Source organism: Acinetobacter sp. YH12106 (genome assembly GCF_013418995.1).
Taxonomy (GTDB): domain Bacteria; phylum Pseudomonadota; class Gammaproteobacteria; order Pseudomonadales; family Moraxellaceae; genus Acinetobacter; species Acinetobacter pseudolwoffii.
Genome location: NZ_VPAV01000006.1, coordinates 102,278 through 125,036 on the forward strand (window position 1 = coordinate 102,278; position 22,759 = coordinate 125,036).

The 22,759-nt window shown below is 42.8% G+C and carries 19 protein-coding genes and 1 pseudogene; 6 read left to right on the plus strand and 14 right to left on the minus strand.

The genetic code is table 11. The annotated features are described in order from the left end of the window. Positions 1-239: 239 nt before the first annotated feature. From cyoE to ppsA, 7 genes are all read right to left on the minus strand, one after another. Positions 240-1,118: a heme o synthase gene (cyoE, locus tag FTU45_RS07315; RefSeq protein ID WP_005097240.1), complete on the minus strand. Its 879-nt coding sequence runs from the start codon at positions 1,116-1,118 to the stop codon at positions 240-242. 10 nt (positions 1,119-1,128) lie between these two features. Next, positions 1,129-1,455 carry a cytochrome o ubiquinol oxidase subunit IV gene (locus FTU45_RS07320; RefSeq protein ID WP_005097239.1) on the minus strand — a complete coding sequence of 109 codons (327 nt, stop codon included), beginning with the start codon at positions 1,453-1,455 and terminating at the stop codon, positions 1,129-1,131. Further along, complete coding sequence (gene cyoC, locus FTU45_RS07325) at positions 1,455-2,072, minus strand: cytochrome o ubiquinol oxidase subunit III (RefSeq protein WP_005097238.1); 618 nt, start codon at positions 2,070-2,072, stop codon at positions 1,455-1,457. Before cyoC ends, FTU45_RS07320 begins: the two co-directional genes overlap by 1 nt. A 4-nt stretch (positions 2,073-2,076) precedes the next feature. Beyond that, entirely contained in the window at positions 2,077-4,065 is a 1,989-nt protein-coding gene (gene cyoB / locus FTU45_RS07330; RefSeq protein WP_074383225.1) for a cytochrome o ubiquinol oxidase subunit I, read from the minus strand. 3 nt (positions 4,066-4,068) lie between these two features. Next, complete coding sequence (gene cyoA / locus FTU45_RS07335; RefSeq protein WP_005097235.1) at positions 4,069-5,172, minus strand: ubiquinol oxidase subunit II; 1,104 nt, start codon at positions 5,170-5,172, stop codon at positions 4,069-4,071. Positions 5,173-5,472: 300 nt separating this feature from the next. Further along, positions 5,473-6,267, minus strand: a complete 795-nt coding sequence (locus FTU45_RS07340) for an RDD family protein (protein WP_179999412.1) — start codon at positions 6,265-6,267, stop codon at positions 5,473-5,475. 400 nt (positions 6,268-6,667) lie between these two features. Further along, entirely contained in the window at positions 6,668-9,046 is a 2,379-nt protein-coding gene (gene ppsA, locus FTU45_RS07345; RefSeq protein ID WP_005097232.1) for a phosphoenolpyruvate synthase, read from the minus strand. A gap of 154 nt (positions 9,047-9,200) precedes the next feature. Between ppsA and FTU45_RS07350 the strand changes: the two genes are divergently transcribed. Beyond that, positions 9,201-10,037, plus strand: coding sequence for a pyruvate, water dikinase regulatory protein (locus tag FTU45_RS07350; RefSeq protein WP_180001139.1), 837 nt, complete (start codon positions 9,201-9,203; stop codon positions 10,035-10,037). 233 nt (positions 10,038-10,270) lie between these two features. On the opposite strand, the gene FTU45_RS07355 is transcribed toward FTU45_RS07350, so the two are convergent. From FTU45_RS07355 to FTU45_RS07370, 4 genes are all read right to left on the minus strand, one after another. Further along, positions 10,271-10,834 (minus strand): hypothetical protein, encoded by a 564-nt coding sequence (locus FTU45_RS07355; protein ID WP_005097230.1) that lies wholly within the window; start codon positions 10,832-10,834, stop codon positions 10,271-10,273. Positions 10,835-11,131: 297 nt separating this feature from the next. Next, positions 11,132-12,136, minus strand: coding sequence for an LLM class flavin-dependent oxidoreductase (locus FTU45_RS07360; protein ID WP_100355348.1), 1,005 nt, complete (start codon positions 12,134-12,136; stop codon positions 11,132-11,134). A gap of 155 nt (positions 12,137-12,291) precedes the next feature. After that, complete coding sequence (locus tag FTU45_RS07365; RefSeq protein WP_005097226.1) at positions 12,292-12,744, minus strand: hypothetical protein; 453 nt, start codon at positions 12,742-12,744, stop codon at positions 12,292-12,294. Positions 12,745-12,976: 232 nt separating this feature from the next. Next, positions 12,977-13,408 (minus strand): glycine zipper 2TM domain-containing protein, encoded by a 432-nt coding sequence (locus FTU45_RS07370; RefSeq protein ID WP_005097225.1) that lies wholly within the window; start codon positions 13,406-13,408, stop codon positions 12,977-12,979. A gap of 346 nt (positions 13,409-13,754) precedes the next feature. Between FTU45_RS07370 and prfA the strand changes: the two genes are divergently transcribed. Both prfA and prmC read left to right on the plus strand, forming a co-directional pair. Beyond that, the gene (gene prfA / locus FTU45_RS07375; RefSeq protein WP_180076209.1) at positions 13,755-14,843 is read left to right on the plus strand and encodes a peptide chain release factor 1; all 1,089 of its coding nucleotides are present in this window, start codon (positions 13,755-13,757) and stop codon (positions 14,841-14,843) included. Beyond that, entirely contained in the window at positions 14,843-15,661 is an 819-nt protein-coding gene (gene prmC / locus FTU45_RS07380; RefSeq protein ID WP_180076210.1) for a peptide chain release factor N(5)-glutamine methyltransferase, read from the plus strand. The genes prfA and prmC overlap by 1 nt, the downstream gene beginning before the upstream one ends. A gap of 172 nt (positions 15,662-15,833) precedes the next feature. On the opposite strand, the gene FTU45_RS07385 is transcribed toward prmC, so the two are convergent. Both FTU45_RS07385 and FTU45_RS07390 read right to left on the minus strand, forming a co-directional pair. Further along, the gene (locus FTU45_RS07385; RefSeq protein WP_005170516.1) at positions 15,834-16,187 is read right to left on the minus strand and encodes a hypothetical protein; all 354 of its coding nucleotides are present in this window, start codon (positions 16,185-16,187) and stop codon (positions 15,834-15,836) included. A 227-nt stretch (positions 16,188-16,414) separates the two neighbouring features. Continuing rightward, on the minus strand, positions 16,415-17,437 hold the full coding sequence (locus FTU45_RS07390; RefSeq protein WP_180001141.1) for an AraC family transcriptional regulator: 1,023 nt from the start codon (positions 17,435-17,437) through the stop codon (positions 16,415-16,417). Positions 17,438-17,574: 137 nt separating this feature from the next. On the opposite strand from FTU45_RS07390, the gene FTU45_RS07395 reads away from it, so the two are divergent. From FTU45_RS07395 to FTU45_RS07405, 3 genes are all read left to right on the plus strand, one after another. Beyond that, positions 17,575-18,345, plus strand: a complete 771-nt coding sequence (locus tag FTU45_RS07395) for a 3-hydroxyacyl-CoA dehydrogenase (RefSeq protein ID WP_005097220.1) — start codon at positions 17,575-17,577, stop codon at positions 18,343-18,345. Between the two features lie 247 nt (positions 18,346-18,592). Further along, on the plus strand, positions 18,593-19,729 hold the full coding sequence (locus tag FTU45_RS07400) for an acyl-CoA dehydrogenase family protein (protein ID WP_179999463.1): 1,137 nt from the start codon (positions 18,593-18,595) through the stop codon (positions 19,727-19,729). Between the two features lie 267 nt (positions 19,730-19,996). Beyond that, positions 19,997-21,643 carry an AMP-binding protein gene (locus FTU45_RS07405; RefSeq protein WP_180076211.1) on the plus strand — a complete coding sequence of 549 codons (1,647 nt, stop codon included), beginning with the start codon at positions 19,997-19,999 and terminating at the stop codon, positions 21,641-21,643. A gap of 255 nt (positions 21,644-21,898) precedes the next feature. Here FTU45_RS07405 and FTU45_RS07410 read toward each other — a convergent pair. Further along, a pseudogene (locus tag FTU45_RS07410) lies at positions 21,899-22,427 on the minus strand (pyridoxamine 5'-phosphate oxidase family protein). Positions 22,428-22,759 lie beyond the last annotated feature (332 nt).

The window sequence follows — 22,759 nt, forward strand, 5'->3', positions numbered from 1 at the left end:
AGGCTTAAACTGCTTAAATTTATTAAATATACTGTTGATCATATCAACCGACTCTTTCTAGGCAGGAATTGGCCTAAACCTATGAATGTGACTCTAAAACAAAAATGAGTGAATTTCACAGAAGATAAGAAAGGAGGGGACGAGCGCTTAAAGCTGAAATTTTGATTCTGCAAACAGATGCTCGGAGTGGGGGGGATAAAATCAAAATAAAAAAAGATAGAGGCGAACTCTCTATCTTTTTAAAAAAACACTATCTGTGTAGATGGCGCAGTTGAAGTAAAGCTAAATACAATACTGATCACGGTAATCAGGATGACAGAGAACAGAAAATATTTCTTTGCCCAAAGCTGATCATTTTCAGCTTTAAATCCAATGACACCGATATACAACCAGTAAATGCACAATAGATTTAAAATGACTGCATACAACCAATTGGCATAGCCATATACAAATAATGCATTCATGGTCAGGGTGAATAACACCACATACAAAAGTGATTCGATCTTGGTACGATGAATCGAGCGCGCCACAGGCAAAATGGGAATGCCTGCATTTTTGTAATCATCAAAGCGGTAAACCGCAATTGCCCATGAGTGAGGCATTTGCCACAACGCATAACCTAAAAAGATCAGTAATGCACCCAGGTCAAATTGATTGGCCACAGCGGTATAGCCAATGACAGGCGGAGCTGCACCAGAAATACTGCCGACTACAGTTTGATGAATTGTGGTTCGTTTTGTCCATAGGCTGTAGAAACCAACATATACAACAAAACCAATCACCGCGAAAAGAAAAGCGTACGCATTTACCCAGAACCATAAAATGCTAAAACCAATGAGGCCTAAGACCAGAGCAAAAGCCAGGGCAACAGGTTCAGAGATGGTTTTGATGACCAGAGCACGATTTTGTGTGCGCTGCATTTTTTGGTCGATGTCCTGGTCAATCACGTTGTTGACCACACATCCTGATGCTACGACAAGCGTAGTACCGAGAAGGGTAATAAGCAGGAGAAGGAAATCTACAGAACCTTGAGTGGCTACGAAGTAGCCACCCAAAGTGGTAACAAAGTTACCGAAGAGAATTCCTGGCTTAGTCAGGAATAAATACTTTTTCAACATGACGACCAGTTTAGATCATCATGTTGTAGTGTAGGTAATTCATGATCCATACAGAACCTACTAAAAGAATAGCGATGGTTAAGATGGTATACACGAACGCAATCACGTTCCAGCGTTGCTCTGAAGAAGAGTTCATATGCAGGAAGTAAATTAACTGCACAAGAATCTGAGCAACCGCAGTAATCGCAATTACTGCAATCAAGATACCGCGTTCAAAACCGCCTGCCATCACCATACCGAATGGAATTACGGTAAGGATGACAGAAAGTACGAAGCCAATTGTATATTGCTTAACGTTACCGTGTGATGCACCAGCTGAGTTATGATCGTGACTCATTACAGAACTCCCATCAAGTAAACTACGCTGAATACACAGATCCAAACGATGTCAAGGAAGTGCCAGAACAAGCTTAGGCAAGCTAGACGACGCGTGTTTGCAAGAGTCAAACCATATTTCTTGATTTGAACCATTAACACGATCATCCAGACCAGACCAGAAGTTACGTGAATACCGTGCGTACCTACCAAGGTAAAGAACGCAGATAAGAACGCACTTGTGCTTGGACCGTGACCCGCATGAACTAAGTGATTGAACTCATATAGTTCCATGCCGATGAAGATAGCACCGAATACCCAAGTAATCGCTAACCAAGTCAGTACTTTTGCAACGTCTTTTTTGTATGCAGCAAGAACTGCAAAACCAAAGGTTACAGAAGAGATCAAGAGAGCGAAGGTTTCAGTCAGAACGAAACCTAAAGAGTCGCCAAACAGGTCTCTCGCACTTGGAGTACCCACAGGAATGTGGCTACTTAAAACAGCGAACGCAATGAAGAGTGTACCGAACAGGACAAGGTCACTCATCAAGTAAGTCCAGAAACCAAAGACGGTGATGTCAGTATCATCGTGATGATGCTCATCGTGTCCGTGGTTATCGTGATGAAGTACTTCAGCCATTGTCTTAGTCCTTCTTCAAGTGTTTTTCAAGAATCGCATAGCGTTCGTTTTCAATACGCTCAACTTCAGCAGCAGGAACATAGTAATCCACTTTCTTGGTGAAAGAAGACACGATGAAGCTAATGATAGAAGCAATGAACGTAACAACTACTAACCACCAGATGTGCCAGATTAAACCGAAGCCCATTACAGTGATGAACATCGCGATAACGAAACCAGCAGCACGATTCGTTGGCATATGGATATCTTCATACTTCGTTGGTTTTGCATATGCAACACCATTTTCTTTCTCAACCCAGAAAGTATCAATACCATTGATCTTTGGAAGATGAGCAAAGTTATAGAACGGAGCAGGAGAAGATGTCGACCATTCAAGCGTACGGCCATCCCATGGGTCGCCAGTCAAATCTAGACGTTGGTCACGTTGTAAGAAACCAACCACGATTTGCATAACGAAACATACGATACCAAGTGCAACAAGAACTGAACCGAACATCGCGATATTTACATATGGGTCCCAATCTGGGTTGTCAAATGTATTCAGACGACGAGTCATACCCATGAAACCAAGGATATAAAGTGGCATGAATGCAAAGTAGAAACCGAAGAACCAGAACCAGAATGCTGCTTTACCCCAAGTTTCATTCAGTCTCCAACCGAACATTTTCGGCCAGTAGAAGATGATACCTGCGAACATCGCAAATACTACACCACCAATAATTACGTTATGGAAGTGAGCGATCAGGAATAAAGAGTTGTGTACCAGGAAGTCCGCTGGTGGAACCGCCATCAATACACCTGTTAAACCACCGATACCGAAAGTCACAAGGAAGCCAAGTGTCCACAGCATTGGGGTTGTGTAAACAATGCGACCCTTGTACATGGTGAATAACCAAGAGAAGATTTTCACACCAGTAGGAATCGCAATAATCATGGTCATGATACCGAAGAACGCGTTAACGTTGGCACCTGCACCCATGGTAAAGAAGTGGTGAACCCATACAACGAATGACAATACTGTGATTGCTACTGTTGCATACACCATGGATTTGTAACCGAACAATGCTTTGCGCGAGTAAGTCGCAACAACTTCTGAGTAAATACCAAAGGCTGGTAATACCAAGATATACACTTCTGGGTGACCCCAAGTCCAAATCAGGTTTACATACAACATTGGGCTACCACCCAGGTCATTTGTAAAGAAGTGGAAATCGAAGTAACGGTCAAGCGTTAGCATTGCAATTGTTGCAGTCAACACCGGGAAAGCCGCAATAATCAATACTGCTGTACATAAAGATGTCCAGGTAAAGATTGGCATTTCCATGAGTTTCATGCCAGGCGCACGCATTTTGATGATGGTAACAAAGAAGTTAACACCCGTTAATAGCGTACCTAGACCTGAAATTTGCAGTGCCCAGATGTAGTAGTCCATACCTACGCCTGGAGAATATTCGATACCTGACAGTGGAGGGTATGCCATCCAGCCTGTTGCAGCGAATTCACCTAACGCAAGTGAAACCATCATCAGACCCGCAGCGCCGGCAAATAACCAGAAGCTGAGTGAGTTCAATAATGGGAATGCAACGTCACGTGCACCGATTTGAAGCGGTACAGAGATGTTCATTAAACCAACTACAAGACCCATTGCCACGAAGAAGATCATGATCACGCCATGCGCGGTAAAGATCTGGTCGTAATGCTCAGGGTGTAAATAACCTTCGCCGCCACCTTTTGCAAGGAACTGCTGAAGACGCATCATGATCGCATCGGCGAAACCACGCACCAGCATGATCACAGATACGAAGATATACATGATACCAATTTTTTTATGGTCTACAGATGTGAACCATTCGTTCCACAAGTAGCCCCATTTTTTGAAGTAGGTAATACCAGCAACAACTGCGATAGCACCCAAGATCATCATTGCAACAGTTGCCAATACGATTGGATCGTAAGGAATTGCATCTGGACCTAACTTACCTAAGAAGCTCATGTCTTATTCTCCTTGAGAAGCAGTCGCATGTTCACCTGCTACATGAGCTTCAGAAGCAGATGCTTCCTGAGCAACAGCATCAGTCGCTGCAGCTTCTACAGGAGCTGTATGATCAGCACCGTGGTAGTTACTCATATAGTTGTGAATCACAGATTCAAACAAACCAGACTCGACAGAAGAATAATAAGTCACAGGATGTGGCTGAGTCTTATATGGGCCTTCTGCTTGTGCAGTTTCAGCAAGTCGTTTCTCTAAATCTGTTCTTGCATTACGAACCATTGCATCAATTTGTTTTTGTGAACGGTTGCCGTCACGTAAGGTCGCAAATTCAGCTTGGTCTAAAACAGTTTTTTGAACTGCAACAGGATTTACTGAAGTACCATTACCTGATTGAACTGCAGCAACCCATTCAGCGAATTGAGCATCAGTCACAGAATGTGCACGGAAGCGCATTTGTGAGAAGCCATAGCCTGAATAGTTTGAAGAGAAACCACGATAACCTTCAGCTGGACTCGTTTCATCAGCTAAGAAGTTAAGGTGAGTTTGCATGCCTGCCATTGCATAAATCTGACCACTTAACGCCGGGATGAAGAAAGAGTTCATCGTGAAGTTAGACGTGATACGAAGGCTTACCGGAGTTTTCTCTGGGAAACGCAATTCGTTAATTGTTGCAATGTTTTGCTCAGGATAGATGAAGATCCATTTAAATTGTTCAGCAATAACTTGAACAGTTAATGGTGCTTTATCTGCTTCAATTGGACGGTATGGGTCATACTTGTGGGAACCCCACCAAGTTAACCAAGCTAAAATACCAATAATAATGACAGGAATACCCCATACCACAATTTCAATCGCAGTAGAGTGTGTCCATGTAGGTTTATAGTCTGCGTCTTTATTCGATGCACGATATTTCCAACCGAACCATAATGCCATGATGATTGATGGAATAACCACCAACAGCATTAAGTAAATCGCAGTCATCATCAGGTTACTTTGACCTGCTGCAACTGGACCTTTAGAGTTCAGAAGTACCATATCACCACCACACCCGGTCAAGAGTGCAGTCATCGCAGATAAAGACAATACAGCTAAAATCGTTTGTCTCATTTTACAACCTCGGTGAAGAGTCCCATTCCCTAATTTAATATGGGATAGCGATTAAAGTGCACATGACGAAAAAGGCTGATTTTTACAAAACATCCTATTAATCATAATACACCGCTACGTTGTAGGGCATTATGCCTGAGATTGACGAACTAAGCTATATCTAAAGCCGCTTTAAATGCCTGTAATAAAAACCGATTTTGTTGCTCGGGATTTAGGAATATTTATAGGAATTTTATTTCAATTTCAAAGTTATGTAAGAAAGAATGGGATGAATATCATCCCATTTTAAGTGATTCAAAATTATTGTTTTACCACTTGAGTTTTTGCCAGTTTATCGTGCAGGGTCTGACGTTTTTTACCCAATCCGAAGGCCCAGTCAATCATTAAACTCAAGGGCATGAAGATGATATTCAGAAATATAAAGAATACGCTACGAATGGTGAAGGCACGTAATAAGCTAACTTTCTCACCAGATTCAGCATCTACAATTTTGATTTTCGTCATTTTTTTGCCAATACTTTGCCCAGATTTGGCAATAAGGTAGGCTTGAATCACCAGCATGATCAGTAAATAGACCGCAGTTGCAATCCAGGCTTGTTGAGAAAACATCTCAAACATCTGGGTTTGCAGTTGCTGCGCCATGGTAGGATCAGCATCACTGTTGAGTATCACACTCATGAACTCTTGGTTCAATTCTGCAAAGCGGACTTCCTGTTCAGGGGTGAAGAATCCAGTCAGAATAAAAGTCGCTGGTAACCAGAGTAACACGTCTACAATTTTGGCCAGAATACGGCTGGGAATACTGGCAAGTGTATTTTTTTGCGTAGTTGCTTGGGTGCGTGGTTGCGTACCAGACACTGTTATAGGCGGGTTGTTCTGGAAAGGCGTGTCAGGTGTTGCGGTTGGTGCGACATAACCCTCAGGTTGATATACCGATTTTCCCTGGGTAAGCTCACCTAAAGCTTTCCACTCTGCCATGCCTTGATGCCATGCCAAATCAGTTAGCATGACTTGCTGATTGGCAAGCATTTGATTTAATTGCTCGAGCGTATATGGACCAGCTTGTTGATTGTTTCGTGCCAAGTAAATCTGCATATAGACTGAATCTCAATATATAAATTTGAACTGATAATAGGTTGAATTAAGATTGTATTGAATTCTATTTTGAAAACAAACACCATCTTATCGTTAAGATTATAGATAAATTGAGTATTTTCAATCCTATTTATGAAGAAAATGCTTCAAATCAAAAACAGTGTAACAAGGATCGGGTGGTTTGAGTGCATCATTCAACATATCCGATTCGCTTTAATTATTGCCCTTTAAAAATGATTTTACTGTTGGCATTTGTTTGTCATTACAATTTGAATGTGGAGAAACAAAATACAAAAACTTATATTTTTAAAACTTTCAGAAGAGCGTTTTGAAATATAAAAGAATATTCATCCCATAAAAAAAAGACCCTGCGAAAGGGTCTTTTTTTATTTAAAATCTATTATGCAGTTGCCACTTTTTCTTTAGCCAGGAAGAACCAGGTATCCAGGACTGAATCCGGGTTTAAAGATACAGACTCAATGCCTTGTTCCATGAGCCATTTCGCAAGATCAGGATGGTCTGAAGGACCTTGACCACAAATACCCACGTATTTGCCTGCACGGTGACATGCCTGGATTGCAAGAGCAAGAAGCGCTTTTACAGCAGGGTCACGTTCGTCGAACAAGTGCGATACGATACCAGAGTCACGGTCTAGACCAAGCGTTAGCTGGGTCAGGTCGTTTGAACCGATAGAGAAACCATCGAAGTGTTCAAGGAATTGATCGGCCAACAATGCGTTGGTTGGTAATTCACACATCATGATCACTTTAAGACCATTTTCACCACGTTTAAGACCGTTCAATTCCAATAACTCGATCACACGTTTTGCTTCAGCCACAGTACGCACAAATGGAATCATGATCTGTACATTGGTTAAGCCCATTTCATCACGAACTTTTTTCAATGCACGGCATTCAAGCTCGAAGCAGTCACGGAAGTTGTCAGACACGTAGCGGCTTGCACCACGGAAGCCCAGCATCGGGTTCTCTTCTTCTGGCTCGTACAACTTACCGCCGATCAAGTTTGCGTATTCATTTGACTTAAAGTCAGACATACGCACGATCACTGGTTTATCTGCAAATGCAGCAGCAAGAGTAGAGATACCTTCAACCAGTTTTTCTACATAGAACTCGATTGGAGAAGCATAACCAGCAGTACGCGCCATCACAGCAGCACGTGTTTCACGTGGCAAGCTGTCAATATTCAACAATGCTTTAGGATGCACACCGATCATACGGTTGATGATGAATTCTAAACGTGCAAGACCAATCCCTTCGTTTGGAATTTGCGCGAAGTCGAATGCACGATCCGGGTTACCGACGTTCATCATGACTTTGAACGGAAGAGCAGGCATTGATTCGATCGAGTTGGTTTGGATTTCGAAATCCAGCGCACCTTCATAGATGAAGCCCGTATCACCTTCAGCGCAAGACACAGTCACTTCCTGACCGTCAACCAGTACTTCAGTGGCATTACCACAGCCTACAATCGCAGGAACACCAAGTTCACGTGCAATGATTGCAGCATGACAGGTACGACCACCACGGTTGGTAATAATCGCAGCAGCACGTTTCATCACTGGTTCCCAATCCGGGTCAGTCATGTCAGATACCAGCACGTCACCGTCTTGTACTTTGTCCATTTCTTTGATTGAAGTCACGATACGGACTTTACCAGAACCGATACGTTGACCGATTGAGCGACCTTCACAGATCACAGTACCACGTTGTTTGAGGAGATAGCGCTCCATGGTGCCGACATTTTCACGGCTTTTTACTGTTTCAGGGCGTGCCTGAACGATGTAGATTTTTCCATCATCGCCATCTTTTGCCCACTCGATGTCCATTGGAGAACCGTAGTGGTTTTCAATGATCAGCGCTTGTTTGGCAAGTTCTTGGAGTTCTTGGTCGTTTAGAGCGAACTGTTGACGCTCAGCTTTTTCTACATCTACGACAACCACTGATTTACCTGCAGAAGCTTCTTCACCATAAATCATCTTCTGGTGTTTAGAACCCAAGTTGCGGCGTAAAATCGCGTGTCGGCCTGCATTTAACAGCGGTTTAGAAATATAGAATTCGTCAGGGTTGACTGCACCTTGAACGACCATTTCACCCAAACCATAAGACGCGGTAATAAACACTGCATCACGGAAGCCTGATTCAGTGTCCAGGGTAAACATCACACCTGCAGCACCCGTTTCAGAGCGAACCATACGTTGGATCCCTGCTGAAAGGGCAACCACGTCATGCGCGAAGTTTTGATGGACACGATAAGAAATTGCGCGGTCATTATATAAAGATGCAAAAACTTCTTTGATCGCGATAAGCACGTTATCAATACCGCGAATATTCAAGAAAGTTTCTTGCTGTCCAGCAAAAGAAGCATCTGGTAAATCTTCTGCTGTCGCTGATGAACGAACGGCAACCGCGATATCAGGGTTGCCGTTAGAAAGTTCTGCAAATGCTGTACGAACTTCTTGTTCTAATTCAGAGGTAAGTGGAGTATCCACAATCCATTGGCGGATTTTTGCACCGGTTTCAGCAAGAGCATTCACATCATCCACATTTAGTGCTGCAAGCTCTGCATTAATTTTAGCGTTTAGGCCACTTTGCTCGAGAAATTCACGATATGCTTCAGCTGTAGTTGCAAAGCCACCTGGCACCGATACACCAGCATTGGATAAGTGGCTGATCATTTCGCCCAAGGATGAGTTTTTCCCACCCACGAGTTCAACGTCGTGCTTCCCTAATTTTTCCAGACCAATTACGCGCGCTTCCAAAGTTGTTACTCCACTTTTGCAGTATTAATCACTATCTTGGCATGAGAGTATAGCAAATCATCTAGGTTTTTGATTTTACTAAGCGACAGTCATGTAAGATCGGTTTACTATAAAGATTATATAGCACTAAGACAAATGGTGGAGGAGAATTTTAATGTCAGAAGGTAAACAAATTCAGCGTAGTGTTTTCTTTATCTCGGATGGCACGGCAATTACCGCTGAAACGCTTGGACACTCACTATTAGCGCAGTTTCCAAATGTAAAGTTTGACATTCATATTATCCCTTATATTAGCTCTGAAGAAGCCGCAACCAGTGTGGTTGCAGAGATCAATGCGCGTGCTCTGCAAGACGGTGAAAAACCACTGGTTTTTGATACTTTAGTCGACCCTTATGTGCGGGAGATTATTAATACCGCAAATGCCATAAATCTTGATGTATTTGAAGGACTTATCAGTAAGTTGTCGGATGAGTTGCAGGTGTTGCCTACAACTTTAGTCGGTCAAACCCATGCGGTGACTGATACTGCCTCCTATAAAGCCCGTATCGATGCGGTACATTTTGCCTTGGACAATGATGATGGCGCGCGTACGCGTCATTATGATAAAGCCGATCTGATTCTGATTGGGGTGTCGCGTTCGGGTAAAACACCTACCTCTATTTATTTGTCTTTGCAATTTGGTATTCGGGTGGCCAACTATCCACTAACAGAAGAAGATCTGGACGATAATCGCTTGCCAGCGGTACTGCGTCCGCATAAAAACAAGCTGTTTGGTCTGATGATTGATGCAGACCGTCTCGTCGCGATTCGCACTGAACGTAAGGCCAATAGTCGTTATGCCAGCTTTAGCCAGTGCCAGATGGAGCTGCGTGCCATTGAAGGAATCTACATTTCGGAAGGAATCAAGTACCTGAATGTCTCTGAAATGTCGATTGAAGAAATCTCGACACGTGTCTTGCAAATGACGGGTTTAAAACGTCGAATTGGCTAAAAAGCCAAACAGAGCCAAACTTTGATTTGGCTCTGTTTTATAGCTAAAAAATACCAATAAGTGCTTATTTATAGAAATAATATATGATTTTTATAAATTTAAAAAATATCAAGTATCATAATTAAAAATACAAAAGAGCGTTATTTAATCAATTTGTTGAATAAGTACACTATTAATCCTGGGTGTAGAGTTCTAGATTTCATCAATTTTTCATGTTGAGTTGCCAACGTAGCTTATTCTTCTGCTAAATAAGTATGAATAATAATATCGACCTGATGCTGATCTCCATTGATACAGCAAATACTGTTTTCAGTAATTTTTAGGATTGGCCAGGTAATCAGCTGACAATTTTCCCGCTGTAGCGCGGCATAATAATGATCTGACTTGAGATAGGTGTTAGGAGAAGATGCAAGATTTGGCATTAACTGGCGTCTTAGCCACAGGTTTTGTACCTGATTTTCCAGAAATCTGAGGGAAAGCAGACTCTTAATCCGGTTGTTAAATAGACGACGATTTTTACCAATTAAAGGATGATTAATAATGCGTTGCAGAATGCGGTCTGAACCTGGCAGCACAAAAGCAGGATTAATCTGAAAAACTTTCACCGAACCGGCATGTTGACTAATTTTATCCAGCTGGGTAACGGTAAACTGGTCTGTACCAATAATTGCAATATCTTTGTTTGAATAATCCAGTTTCATAAGCTCGGAAGAAGCGATATTTATTCCGGTAAACAGCTGGAAATGTTCGGGATGATTTTCAAAAATGCCAGCGTGTAGATCTTGCTTGGTGGCCATTAGACTTCCTTGAATTTATTTAATAATTGATTTTCTTTGTCCTAGATATAAACAAAAACCAGAAGCAGGGTAAAGGAGAAAATTTAACTTAGACAGTCATCTATTTGACAGAAATACAGCGGCTTATTTTTTTCTAAGTCAGGAGATATAAATATGATTAAAAAGCGGTGGTGTTAAGTAAGAGAGAAGAATGAATAGAAAAAGTTTGGATGACGGTGTTGAACAGATTGTTGCTATTTTATTTGAAAGTTATACAACATCTACCCATTGCTGAGAATAGGTAGATGTCGCTTTCATTTATTGCCCGTTTTTAAGCTGCATCAACAGCTCAAAGTTATGCAGACGCTTGTCAGTGTCATAGATGTCACAAGTGAAGATAAACTCATCGACATCATATCTGGCCAAAAGCGATTCCAGCCCAGCTTTCACAGTTTCTTTGGAGCCGACCTGTGCCATGGCAAAGAAATTATCAACCGACATTTTCTCGGCAGGTGACCATAGACCGTCCATTGAATCTATCGGCGCTTTCAGTTTTAAGGTCTGACCACGAATCAATGACAAAACCCGCTGATAGGCACTGGTCGCGAGGTATTCTGCTTCTTCATCGCTATCTGCCACACAGGTTGGGACACCCATTGAGACATAAGGACGTTCCAGATATTCGGAAGGCTCAAAGTTTTCACGATACAGCTGAATCGCCTGACCGAGCATACGCGGGGCAAAATGTGAAGCAAAAGAATAAGGCAGGCCCAGTTTTGCTGCAAGTTGTGCACTGAACAGACTCGATCCGAGTAGCCAGACCGGAACATGCGTGCTTTGACCGGGAGTCGCAACAATACGCTGATTTGGCTCTGGATCTTTAAAATATTGCAAAATTTCCAGAATATCTTGCGGGAACTGATCTTCAGTTTCCTGACGGCCACGGCGCAGGGCACGCATGGTCATCTGGTCAGTTCCAGGAGCACGGCCCAGACCGAGTTCAACACGATCTGGATATAAGGTCGCTAAAGTTCCGAATTGCTCAGCCACCACCAGCGGCGCATGATTCGGGAGCATAATCCCGCCTGAGCCTAAAGTTAAGCTTTTGGTGTTCGCCAGTAAATAGCCTAAAAGAACGGCTGTGGCTGAACTGGCAATGCCATCCATATTGTGATGTTCTGCCAGCCACATTCGGCTATAACCCAGTTGTTCTGCTGCCTGGGCAAGCTCCAGCGCGTGGTTCAGCGCGAATTGAATAGTCTTATCGTCACGAACAGGAACCAGTTCGAGGATAGAGAACCGGGTATCGTTAAGTGTACGCATCGTATTACTCTTAAATAGACATGACTAAAAGCATACGACTTTGCATTGTATTTGTATATCGAAAAAAATCGATATAAGTGTAAACGAAAATAACAGGCAAAAAAATAAGCATCCGAAGATGCTTATTTAAGGAGGGAAGCTTAGAGAGTGCAGCCTTAACGACGACGGTTGTTATAGCGATAGTCATTCGTGCGGTAGTTTTTTGAACTGTAGCGACGGTCATAGCGGTCATCATAACGGCGATCCTCACTGACTTTTTTACCCAGTGCTGAACCACCCGCAGAGCCTAGTGCTGCACCGATATAACCGCCATTGGTACCCGCCATATTTCGGCCGACTGCATAACCTGCACCACCACCCAGGGCACCACCGATAATTGCACCATTACGGTCACGCTTGTTTGCTGCAACTGCTGCACCAGCACCACCACCAATTGCCGAACCGATGGTTGCACCGGTTGTACCACCCATTTTATTACCTACTGCCGCACCAACAACACCACCAAGTGCTGAAGCTAAGGCGGTATTGGTTGTATTACCCGCATTGGCTGCTGTCATACCCATGGCTGAGGTTGCTACGACAGCGATCATTAGAGATTTATAGTTCATGAGTACACCTTTTATATATCTAGCTGTATTTGTTGATAAGATCAATTTAATCTAGCAAGCGTCAAACAGCATGAAGGCCGTGTTGACGAATTGTGATTTTTATCTCCTTAATTTATTCATGATTTTGAGTGAATAATTTTATGTATTACATGAATTTGACTGTGTTTGAAAAGCATAAAAAAAGCACCCGAAGGTGCTCTTAATGACGAATGTCTGAGGTCTAACGCATTGATCAGTTATAACGGTAATGACGTTTTTTCTTGTAGTGGCGTGATTTGGCTTTTTCTGCAGTTTTGTCTTTGGAAATCTTGTTACCTAATGCAGCACCACCGGCAGCACCCAAGGCTGAACCGATATAACCGCCATTGCTGCCGCCCATGTTTTTACCTACGGTATAACCTGCACCGCCACCCAAAGCACCACCGATTGCAGATTCAGTACGGTTCTTTTTGCTACTTGCCACTGCTGCGCCGCCTGCACCACCTAAGGCTGCGCCAAGTGTAGCGCCAGTATTGCCGCCCATGTTTTTACCTAGGGCTGTACCTGCAACACTACCTAAGGCACTTGCTGCTGCAACACGTGCTGTACTGTCTGCATGTGCATTTACCGCCATCATTGAACCAGCAGCTAAAACTGTACTCATTAAAAGTGCGTTGAGTTTCATGTCATCACTCCGTGTCCATTAACAGGACTGTATTTATTTCGATGTGGAAAATGTAACAAATCATGCCCAGAATAATATGAAGATGTTTCTCCATAATTTACTGCTTTATTTGATGAATTGTAAAATCTGCAAGAAATAAGCATAAGATCGATTATAAAAAAGGCAATTCCACTATTTTTAATCTTATTTGTTAACAAATGCTGCCGAGAGAGAATGATAGCGGCGTGGACTTACTCAATAATGATGTTCATTACAAGCCAGAATCGTTAAACTAGGCGCAATTTTTTGATTTCGCTGTGCTAAATCGGTTTTTAGTTGCAGCCTATGTTTTGAGATTTTTTAAAAAATGAAAGAATCGTTACGTTTACGATTAGACCAACTCTCTGACCGCCACGAAGAGCTGACAGCATTATTGGCTGATATAGAAGTCATTTCAGACAATAAACGTTTTCGTCAGCTGTCGCGTGAGCATAATGACCTGACAGAAATCACCAGCGTTTGGAGCAAGTACAGACAGGCTGAAGAAGATATTGAAACAGCTCAGGCCATGTTGTCGGACCCGGACTTTAAGGAAATGGCACAAGAGGAAATCAAAGAAAATAAAGCTTTGATTGAAGCGCTTGAATCAGACCTGAATATTCTGATGATTCCAAAAGATCCAAATGATGCCAACTCTGCTTATCTGGAAATTCGTGCCGGAACCGGCGGCGATGAAGCAGCGATTTTCTCGGGCGATCTATATCGCATGTACAGTAAATATGCCGAAACCCAAGGCTGGCGTATTGAAATCCTGTCAGAAAATGAAGGTGAACACGGCGGTTATAAAGAAGTGATTTGCCTGATCAATGGTGACGGTGTATATGGTCGCTTGAAGTTTGAGAGTGGTGCGCATCGTGTACAACGTGTGCCAGCAACCGAATCGCAAGGTCGTGTACATACGTCTGCTTGTACCGTTGCGATCTTACCGGAAGTCGATGTCGATACTTCGGTAGAAATCAATTCCTCGGATTTGCGGATTGATACTTACCGTGCCTCAGGTGCTGGTGGTCAGCATATTAACAAAACTGATTCTGCGGTACGTATTACCCATTTACCGACAGGCACGGTAGTGGAGTGTCAGGATGAACGTTCGCAACACAAAAACAAAGCCAAAGCGATGGCACTTTTGGTGTCTCGTTTAGAAAATGCCAAACGGGCTGCTGCCGATGCTGCAACCTCTGAAATGCGTCGTGATCTGGTTGGTTCAGGGGATCGTTCAGAACGTATTCGTACCTATAATTACCCTCAAGGTCGTATGACCGACCACCGCATTAACCTGACTTTATACAAGCTGGATGCGGTCATGGAAGGTGATTTGACCGAATTGCTGGACAGCCTGCATCGCGAATATCAGGCCGATCAGTTGGCCATGCTTGCACAGCAGAATGGTGGATAATGAATATTTTACAAGCGCTGGCTTTACGCGGTGAAGCTGAAAGTTATGAGCGTCAGGAAAATGCCTGGTTGCTGGAACACATCACCAAGATTGATTCATTTGATCTGTTGATGAAAAAAGATCAGGAATTGACGCCTGAGCAGGAACAAGCTTATAAGGATGGTCTGGCACGAATTGCTGCCGGTGAACCTTTGGCTTATGTCACCGGTTCACAACCATTCTGGACTTTGGATCTGAAAGTCAGCAAAGATACGTTGGTGCCGCGTCCTGATACTGAAGTGCTGGTTGAAACCGTGTTAAAGTTAGATTTGCCTGAAGATGCCCGTGTGGTGGATTTGGGTACAGGCACAGGTGCAATTGCCTTATCGCTTGCATCGGAGCGTCCTGAATGGGTGATTGTTGCATCAGATATTTATGCGCCTACGCTTGAAGTAGCCAAATATAATGCAGAACAACATGATATTGAGAATGTAGAATTCGTTCTGGGTTCCTGGTTAAAGCCATTTGGCCGTCAGTTTTTTGATGTGATTGCTTCAAATCCGCCGTATATCGATGCGAACGATGCACATATGCAGCATTTGGCAACTGAGCCGGAACGTGCCTTGGTTGCTCAGAAAAAGGGCTTGGCTGATTTGGAAGACATTATTATTCAGGCCAAAAAGCATTTAACCGTCAATGGCTGGGTGGTGCTTGAGCATGGTTATGATCAGGCTGATGCCGTGCAGCATCTATTTAAGCAGGCCGGTTATAAAAAGGTCCGTACCGTAAAAGATTATGGCGGTAATGATCGGGTGACTTTGGGTCAGTGGCCGCATTAATTTTTAATCCTTCTTTATGAAAAGAGCGACCGATTTGGTCGCTTTTTTTTTGGTTTTTTAAATTCTTAGATTAACATCTGAAATATCCAGTATTTTTAATGACATTCTATTACTATCCTATAAAGAAAAAAGTGATGCCAGAGCATCACTTTTGTTAAATTCTTTAAAAGAATTACATCGGATAGTCTTGCAGGCAGTCATAGACTTCGACTTGATCTAAGCCACCGGTTTCCATTGCCAGACAAAGCGCTACAACTTTCACGGTATCTGCCAAGTATTGTTCATCTTTGAGCGCAATACCTTGTTGCAGGGCGACAATGCGATCTGCCGGAATTTCTAAGGCTGCCGCAGTTTCAGTTGCATCAACACGGTTAAAGAACTGAACCACAACATCTTTAAGCGCTGAGTCAGAGGCACTTAAAATAGCTTGATTAAGCTGTTCAGAGATTTGATCAGCTGAATGAACTAAAGCATTGGCGAAGTTTTGAACAAGATTCTGTTCAAGAACATCAGTCATCTTTAACATGAAAATACCTTCAACTTAGGAGAAAATTTGGGAGTACAGCCAATAGCAAAGTGCTATAAAGTGAGTGAAAAATAATCTATTCTCAGGCGAATTGCAAAGCTTTCTGGATGACTGTGTAGTCCTGCTAATATATGCTGCAGGGCTTGAAATTTATAATCACAGTAAAAATATGAACTTAAGTTTCAATAAAATTTTATTAATATTTTTTAAGTATCAATTTATATAAATTATCTAATATTATTTTGACGATAAGCTCCCGGACTGACTCCAGTCCATTTCTTAAAGGCACGATGAAAGGCGCTGGATTCCTGGAAGTTGAGCTGGTCACTGATGTCTTGCAAGCTTTGCTCAGTACGCGTCAATAATTCGATTGCGGTATCCCTGCGTATTTCATTTTTTAATTGCTGGTAGCTGACCCCTTCGCTTTTTAAACGCCGTTGCATGGTCGCCTCGGACATATTCATTTTTGAGGCAAGATCATTCAGTTCTAGCCATTCTGACGGTGAAACTTGCAGAAGCTGTCTGCGAATCTGGGTGCTGAGTGCATAAGGATTTTTAAAACGCACCAATAAATTGTGAGGCGTTTGTTGAATAAACTGATACCAGGATTGAGCATCCTGCTTAATCGGCAGTTGCAGATAGCTTGCATCAAACTGCACATAGTTTTCATTGGCCTGATATTCAATCTGTTCACAAAAACGGACTTTATAATCAAAATCATCGAGTGGTGCAGGACATTTTAATTGAATCTGATTCAGCAAAATCCGTTGTCCACTTAACCAGCAGATCAAGGTATGAATCAGCATCAGATAGGTCGCATAACTAAACATGCGTTTTGTAGATTTTAAATCATAAATCACGATATAGGCATAGTGTTCCTCAACGAGAAGCGTGCTTTGCAGATCGTCCAGAATCAAGTTGAGAAATTGCAAAATGTGTTGTAGCGCCTTTTCCAGTGTATCTGCCTGCATAAGCATTTTTGAAAGCAATTTAAAGCTGCCACGGCGCATGGCATGACTGTCCATGCCAAAAAATTCGTCATTCATGCTGTCTGCAAGCACTGTCCATAATTGGGCAAACTGGCTTACCGACACGCGCGCTTGAGGTGCATTGAGTACTTCGGCTGGAATATTGGCTTTTTTCAGAATAGTAGAGATATCAAATTCTAATCGTTTGGCATCGAGCAAGGCTTCCTTGACCAAGTCGATCGAAATAGTCCCTTTGCTATATTCCAGTGCAGGCTTATGCATGTTCAGTGTGACATCCTCATTTTTATTGTCCAAATACCTCAGGCAAGATGCAATATTTGGAAATTGTACAGAATAAAAACTCTGTTTACTCTGCATATTAAGTCGTATCTCAAATAGAAAATTATCAGGGAAGAAATATGAAAATTCAGGGAAAAGTCGTTGTGATTACCGGGGGAGCATCGGGTTTGGGTGCAGCGACAGCCACGCATCTGGTTGCACACGGTGCCAAAGTGATTCTGGTCGATATGAATCAAGAGCAGGGTGAGGCATTACAGCAACAACTGGGTGAGCAGGCTGAATTTGTACAGCTAGATGTCACCGATGAGCAGGCCGTAGAAACGTTCTTTGCACATGTCGAAAATGCGTATGCTCAACTGAATGGTTTGATCAACTGCGCAGGTATTGCACCTTCTGCCAAAGTGCTGGGGCGTAACGGTATTCATGAATTGGCGATGTTCCAAAAAGTGCTGAATATTAACGTGAATGGCACATTTAATATGCTACGTCATGCAGCGGCGTTAATTGCAAAATATGAACTGCAATCTGGTGAAGAAGAGCGTGGCGTGATTGTAAATACCGCTTCGGTCGCCGCTTATGATGGTCAAATTGGCCAGACCGCTTATGCTGCTTCCAAAGGTGCAGTGGTGGCGATGACTTTACCTTTGGCTCGTGAACTGGCACGTGAAGCCATTCGAGTGATGACCATCGCCCCGGGCATTATGGAAACCCCGATGCTAAAAGGTATGCCGCAAAATGTTCAGGATGCTTTGGGACAAATGGTGCCATTCCCATCACGTTTGGCTAAACCTCAGGAATTTGCCCAGCTGGTGGGGCATATTTTTGAAAATAGCTATTTAAATGGTGAAGTGATTCGTCTGGATGGCGCGATTCGCATGCAGCCTAAATAAGTCTTCGATTTATATAGGACATGATGATTTGCACAGCTGCCAGTTTCTCATTGAATTTAAATGACTTTGTTTAAGCATGCATTTTCTTTTGAAGGATCAAAAGAAACAAAAACCCTTTGCGAAACTGAAGATACATCCCTGTATCTCAGTTTCGCAGGCGACATCCATGCCGCCTTAACTGACGTTCCAACGATCTCAATAGTAAAAAGCTTGAAGTAAATAAAATAGATATAGAAAGGGAAGTTCAATGATTTTAAATGATGAACAAAAAATGATTCAGGACATGATGCGCAATTATTCGCAGCAGAAACTGAAACCAACAGCGGCCTTACGCGATAAAACAGCACAATTTCCTGCACAAGAACTCAAAGAACTGGGTGAGCTTGGCGCACTGGGTATGACCGTTGCTGAAGAATGGAGCGGTGCAGGTCTGGATTATGTTTCTCTGGTTTTGGCACTTGAGGAAATTGCCGCAGGAGATGGCGCAATTTCGACCATTATCAGTGTGCAGAACTCTTTGCCTTGTGGGATTACCCAGCGTTATGGCACCGAAGCACAGAAACAGCAGTATTTAACTAAACTGGCCACTGGTGAATGGCTCGGTTGTTTCTGCTTGACAGAACCTCAGGCCGGTTCAGATGCCAGTTCTTTAGAATGTAGGGCCGAACGTGATGGCGATGAATGGGTACTTAATGGCACCAAGCAGTTTATTACCACGGGCAAACATGCACAGATCGCATTAGTCTTTGCTGTGACAGATAAATTGGCAGGGAAAAAAGGCATTTCATGTTTTCTGGTACCGACCGATGCACCGGGTTATATCGTGTCACGCCTAGAGGAGAAAATGGGTCAGCATTGTTCCGATACCGCGACGATTGTTCTGGATAACTGCCGGATTCCGGTGGAAAACCTGCTGGGTCAGGAAGGTGAAGGCTACAAAATTGCCTTGTCCAATCTTGAATCTGGTCGTATTGGTATTGCAGCACAATCAGTCGGGATGGCTCGGGCTGCGCTGGATGCAGCGGTGGAATATGCCAATGAACGTAAAGCCTTTGGTGTAGAAATTGTGCAGCATCAGGCAGTGGCTTTCAGGCTGGCAGATATGGCGACACAAATTGAAGCGGCACGTCAGCTGACCTTGCATGCGGCAACTTTAAAAGATGCTGGTTTAGCCTGCTTAAAAGAAGCCTCAATGGCAAAACTGTTTGCATCAACCATTGCAGAACGGGTCTGTTCCGATGCGATTCAGATTCATGGTGGCTACGGTTATGTCTCTGATTTTCCAGTAGAGCGTATTTACCGTGATGTGCGCGTGAGCCAAATTTATGAAGGTGCATCGGATATTCAACGTTTGGTGATTGCGCGTGAAGTCTGTCAACGTTGATTTTGATTAAAAAATAGATTTTGGTCGATATTCAAATCTGGCATTTCGGTTGATGGATATGGAAATTGCCAGGATCAAGCAACCCTGATTAGCTAAAGACAGACAGTACGCAGAAGATAAATAAAGCAGCATGATTCATGTCTTAGTCATCAGGCATGAATTAGATGTGAAGAAACTATGCTGATGGAATCAGCAGGAACAACAACGATAAGTGGACACACTCAGGCAAGGTCGCCTGAAAAATACAACAGGATAGAGGTTGTCGTCATGAAGACACTAGAACAAGCATATGTTGATTTCAATTTTGAAAATATGGTTCAGGAACATCTGGCTGGAAATGCAGAGTCCATCAATGCCTATACTGAATGTTGTGGACGTTACCTTGGCCAAAACCGAACCGCACTGATCTGGGAAGGCAAAAATGGTCAAACAGAGCAGTGGACATTTGAACAATTGGCAACTGCTTCAGGACAGCTGGCCAATTATATGCATTCTCTGGGTTTAAAAGCAGGAGATTGTATAGCTGGACTACTGCCAAGAACACCTGCACTCTTAATTACTATTTTGGCCACCTGGCGGATCGGTGCTATCTATCAGCCTTTGTTCACTGCCTTTGAAAGTAAAGCAATTGAGCATCGTATGAGTACAGCCGCTACTCAACTGATTGTCACCGATCAAGAGCAGCGCTTGAAACTGCATGATCTGAATATTCCAAATATTCTGACCGTACATCAGGCAGTGGCAGATCATTATCCGGATGCTGACTTTTGGACCGAGTTAAAGCAGCAGTCAGAAGAGTTTGAGCCAGTGAGTGGCCAATTTAATGATATTTTTCTGATGATGTTTACTTCAGGCACCACAGGCTTGGCAAAATCGGTTCCTGTACCTTTAAAAGCGTTGTTGGCCTTTAAAGGCTATATGCTGCACGCCGTAGATCTGCGAGAAGAAGATTCCTTCTGGAATCTGGCCGACCCAGGTTGGGCCTATGGACTATATTATGGCATTGCGGGCCCGCTCAGTTTAGGTCATAGCATCATTATGGATGAACGTGGATTTAGCGTCGATAATGCTGTACATATCATTGAGAAATATAAAGTCAGTAACCTGACTGGCTCGCCAACTGCATTCCGGATGTTCTTTGGCTTTAAAGAAAAATTTGATGCAGGCATCAGTTCGCATTTGCGTGTGGTCAGTAGTGCAGGTGAACCGCTTACGCCTGAAGTGATCCAGTGGTTCAATCATGATTTAAATGTGAATATTTATGATCAATATGGACAGACTGAACTCGGTATGGTGATCGCCAATCATCATGGCTTGGAGCATCATAAAAAAGTGGGTTCAGCTGGATTTGCGATTCCGGGGCATCGCTTTGCGGTATTGAACGCAGAACATCAGGAAGTCGAAAAAGGCGGGATTGGAATCTTGGCAATTGACTGTTCGGCTTCACCCTTGATGTGGTTTAAAGGCTATGCCGGTCATAATCGAAAGTCTTTTGTCGGGCAGTATTATTTAACCGGTGACACTGTAAAACTGAATGAATATGGCGGTATTGATTTTATTGGGCGTGCGGACGATGTCATTACAACTTCGGGCTATCGTGTAGGGCCTTTTGATGTGGAAAGTACCTTGCTGGAATGTGAAGAAGTGCTTGAATCTGCAGTCGTCGGTAAACCAGATCCAGAACGGACAGAAATTGTGAAAGCCTTTGTGGTGCTTAAATCGGCTTATCCGGCTACTGAGGATTTAATGTTAAAACTGCAAAGTTATGTACGTTCAAGATTGTCCAAACATGCCTATCCGAAAGAAATTGAGTTTGTGACATCTTTGCCTAAAACATCGAGTGGCAAGATTCAGCGTAATTTACTCAAACAGCAGGAAGTTGCCAAACTTCAAGAGATGAAGCGAGTCAGTTAATTTTTCAAATTAATTTTTTGATTGAATGCTCAAAGGCTACCATGGCAGCCTTTGGTATTTGAGGAATAATCATTTTCTAGTTAAATTTTAGTCAGATATTAAGCTGATTTTCTCAAGCTTATATTTTTAAGAGAGCAGATTAAGGCAAGCAAAAGTTATAATTTTTTATGTCATTACAGTAAAATTACATTAGTATTTAAAATTAAATATATCAAAAATTTAGCCTCTTAATATAAAGAGGCTAAATCTCGTTACTCACCAGATATTGCCTTGTAAATTCACTTTTTGATGCTCTGCATGCGGTTCGCCCGCTTCACCGGTAACGCCGCCTTTTAAGGCTTTAAAAAGCTGGGTGACTTTGTTGTCTGTTACATTCCAATATTCTGCGCTGACTGCTTCAGCAATCAATACCCGTACAGTCGGATCATCCTTGCCTTCAAACCAGTTTTCTGCCCATGGATTCCACAACTGTTCAATCAGAATACGATCGGTACTAATCTGGGCATGGGCACTGATTGACACATAAATACCATCTGATGGTTTTGCAAAAGACAATCCAATTTGACCACGGCCTGTTTCTGCTGCTTTGACCAGATCATTGGTATTACGCAGGATGAAATATAAATTTTGACGTTCATTCATCTGTTCGGAGTTCAGCATGGTCATTGGCTGGGAATGGATTTCATGGGTGTCAGTTAAATGGCTGATCATGGTGTAGGACATCCTTGATCAATTCCCATAATTTTTCACGATTATCATGTTGAGTATTGTTATGCTCGGTCATGTATGTTCTCCATACGATTTTATGAAAACTTGAAAAGATTGCTTGGTATTTTCAGATTAATCATATTTAGAGACAGATGCCTGAGGTCTCACTGAACTCATACATTTTTATACTCAAATGCAGGCAGAGGCTACAGAATCGCTAAACAAGACAACTCAATGTACAGGGTAATTTAATAGCAAAGATTTTAATAACAGCAGGTCTGACGCCTTTTATAAACTGGAGAGCCATTTGCCGGAACTGTTTAATTGAGGTGATTCAAAAAAATCATGCCAAGCCCTAGTGGCTGCAGCTTGATACCGAGCGTTTAGCTGATATGCTATTTGGCTCAG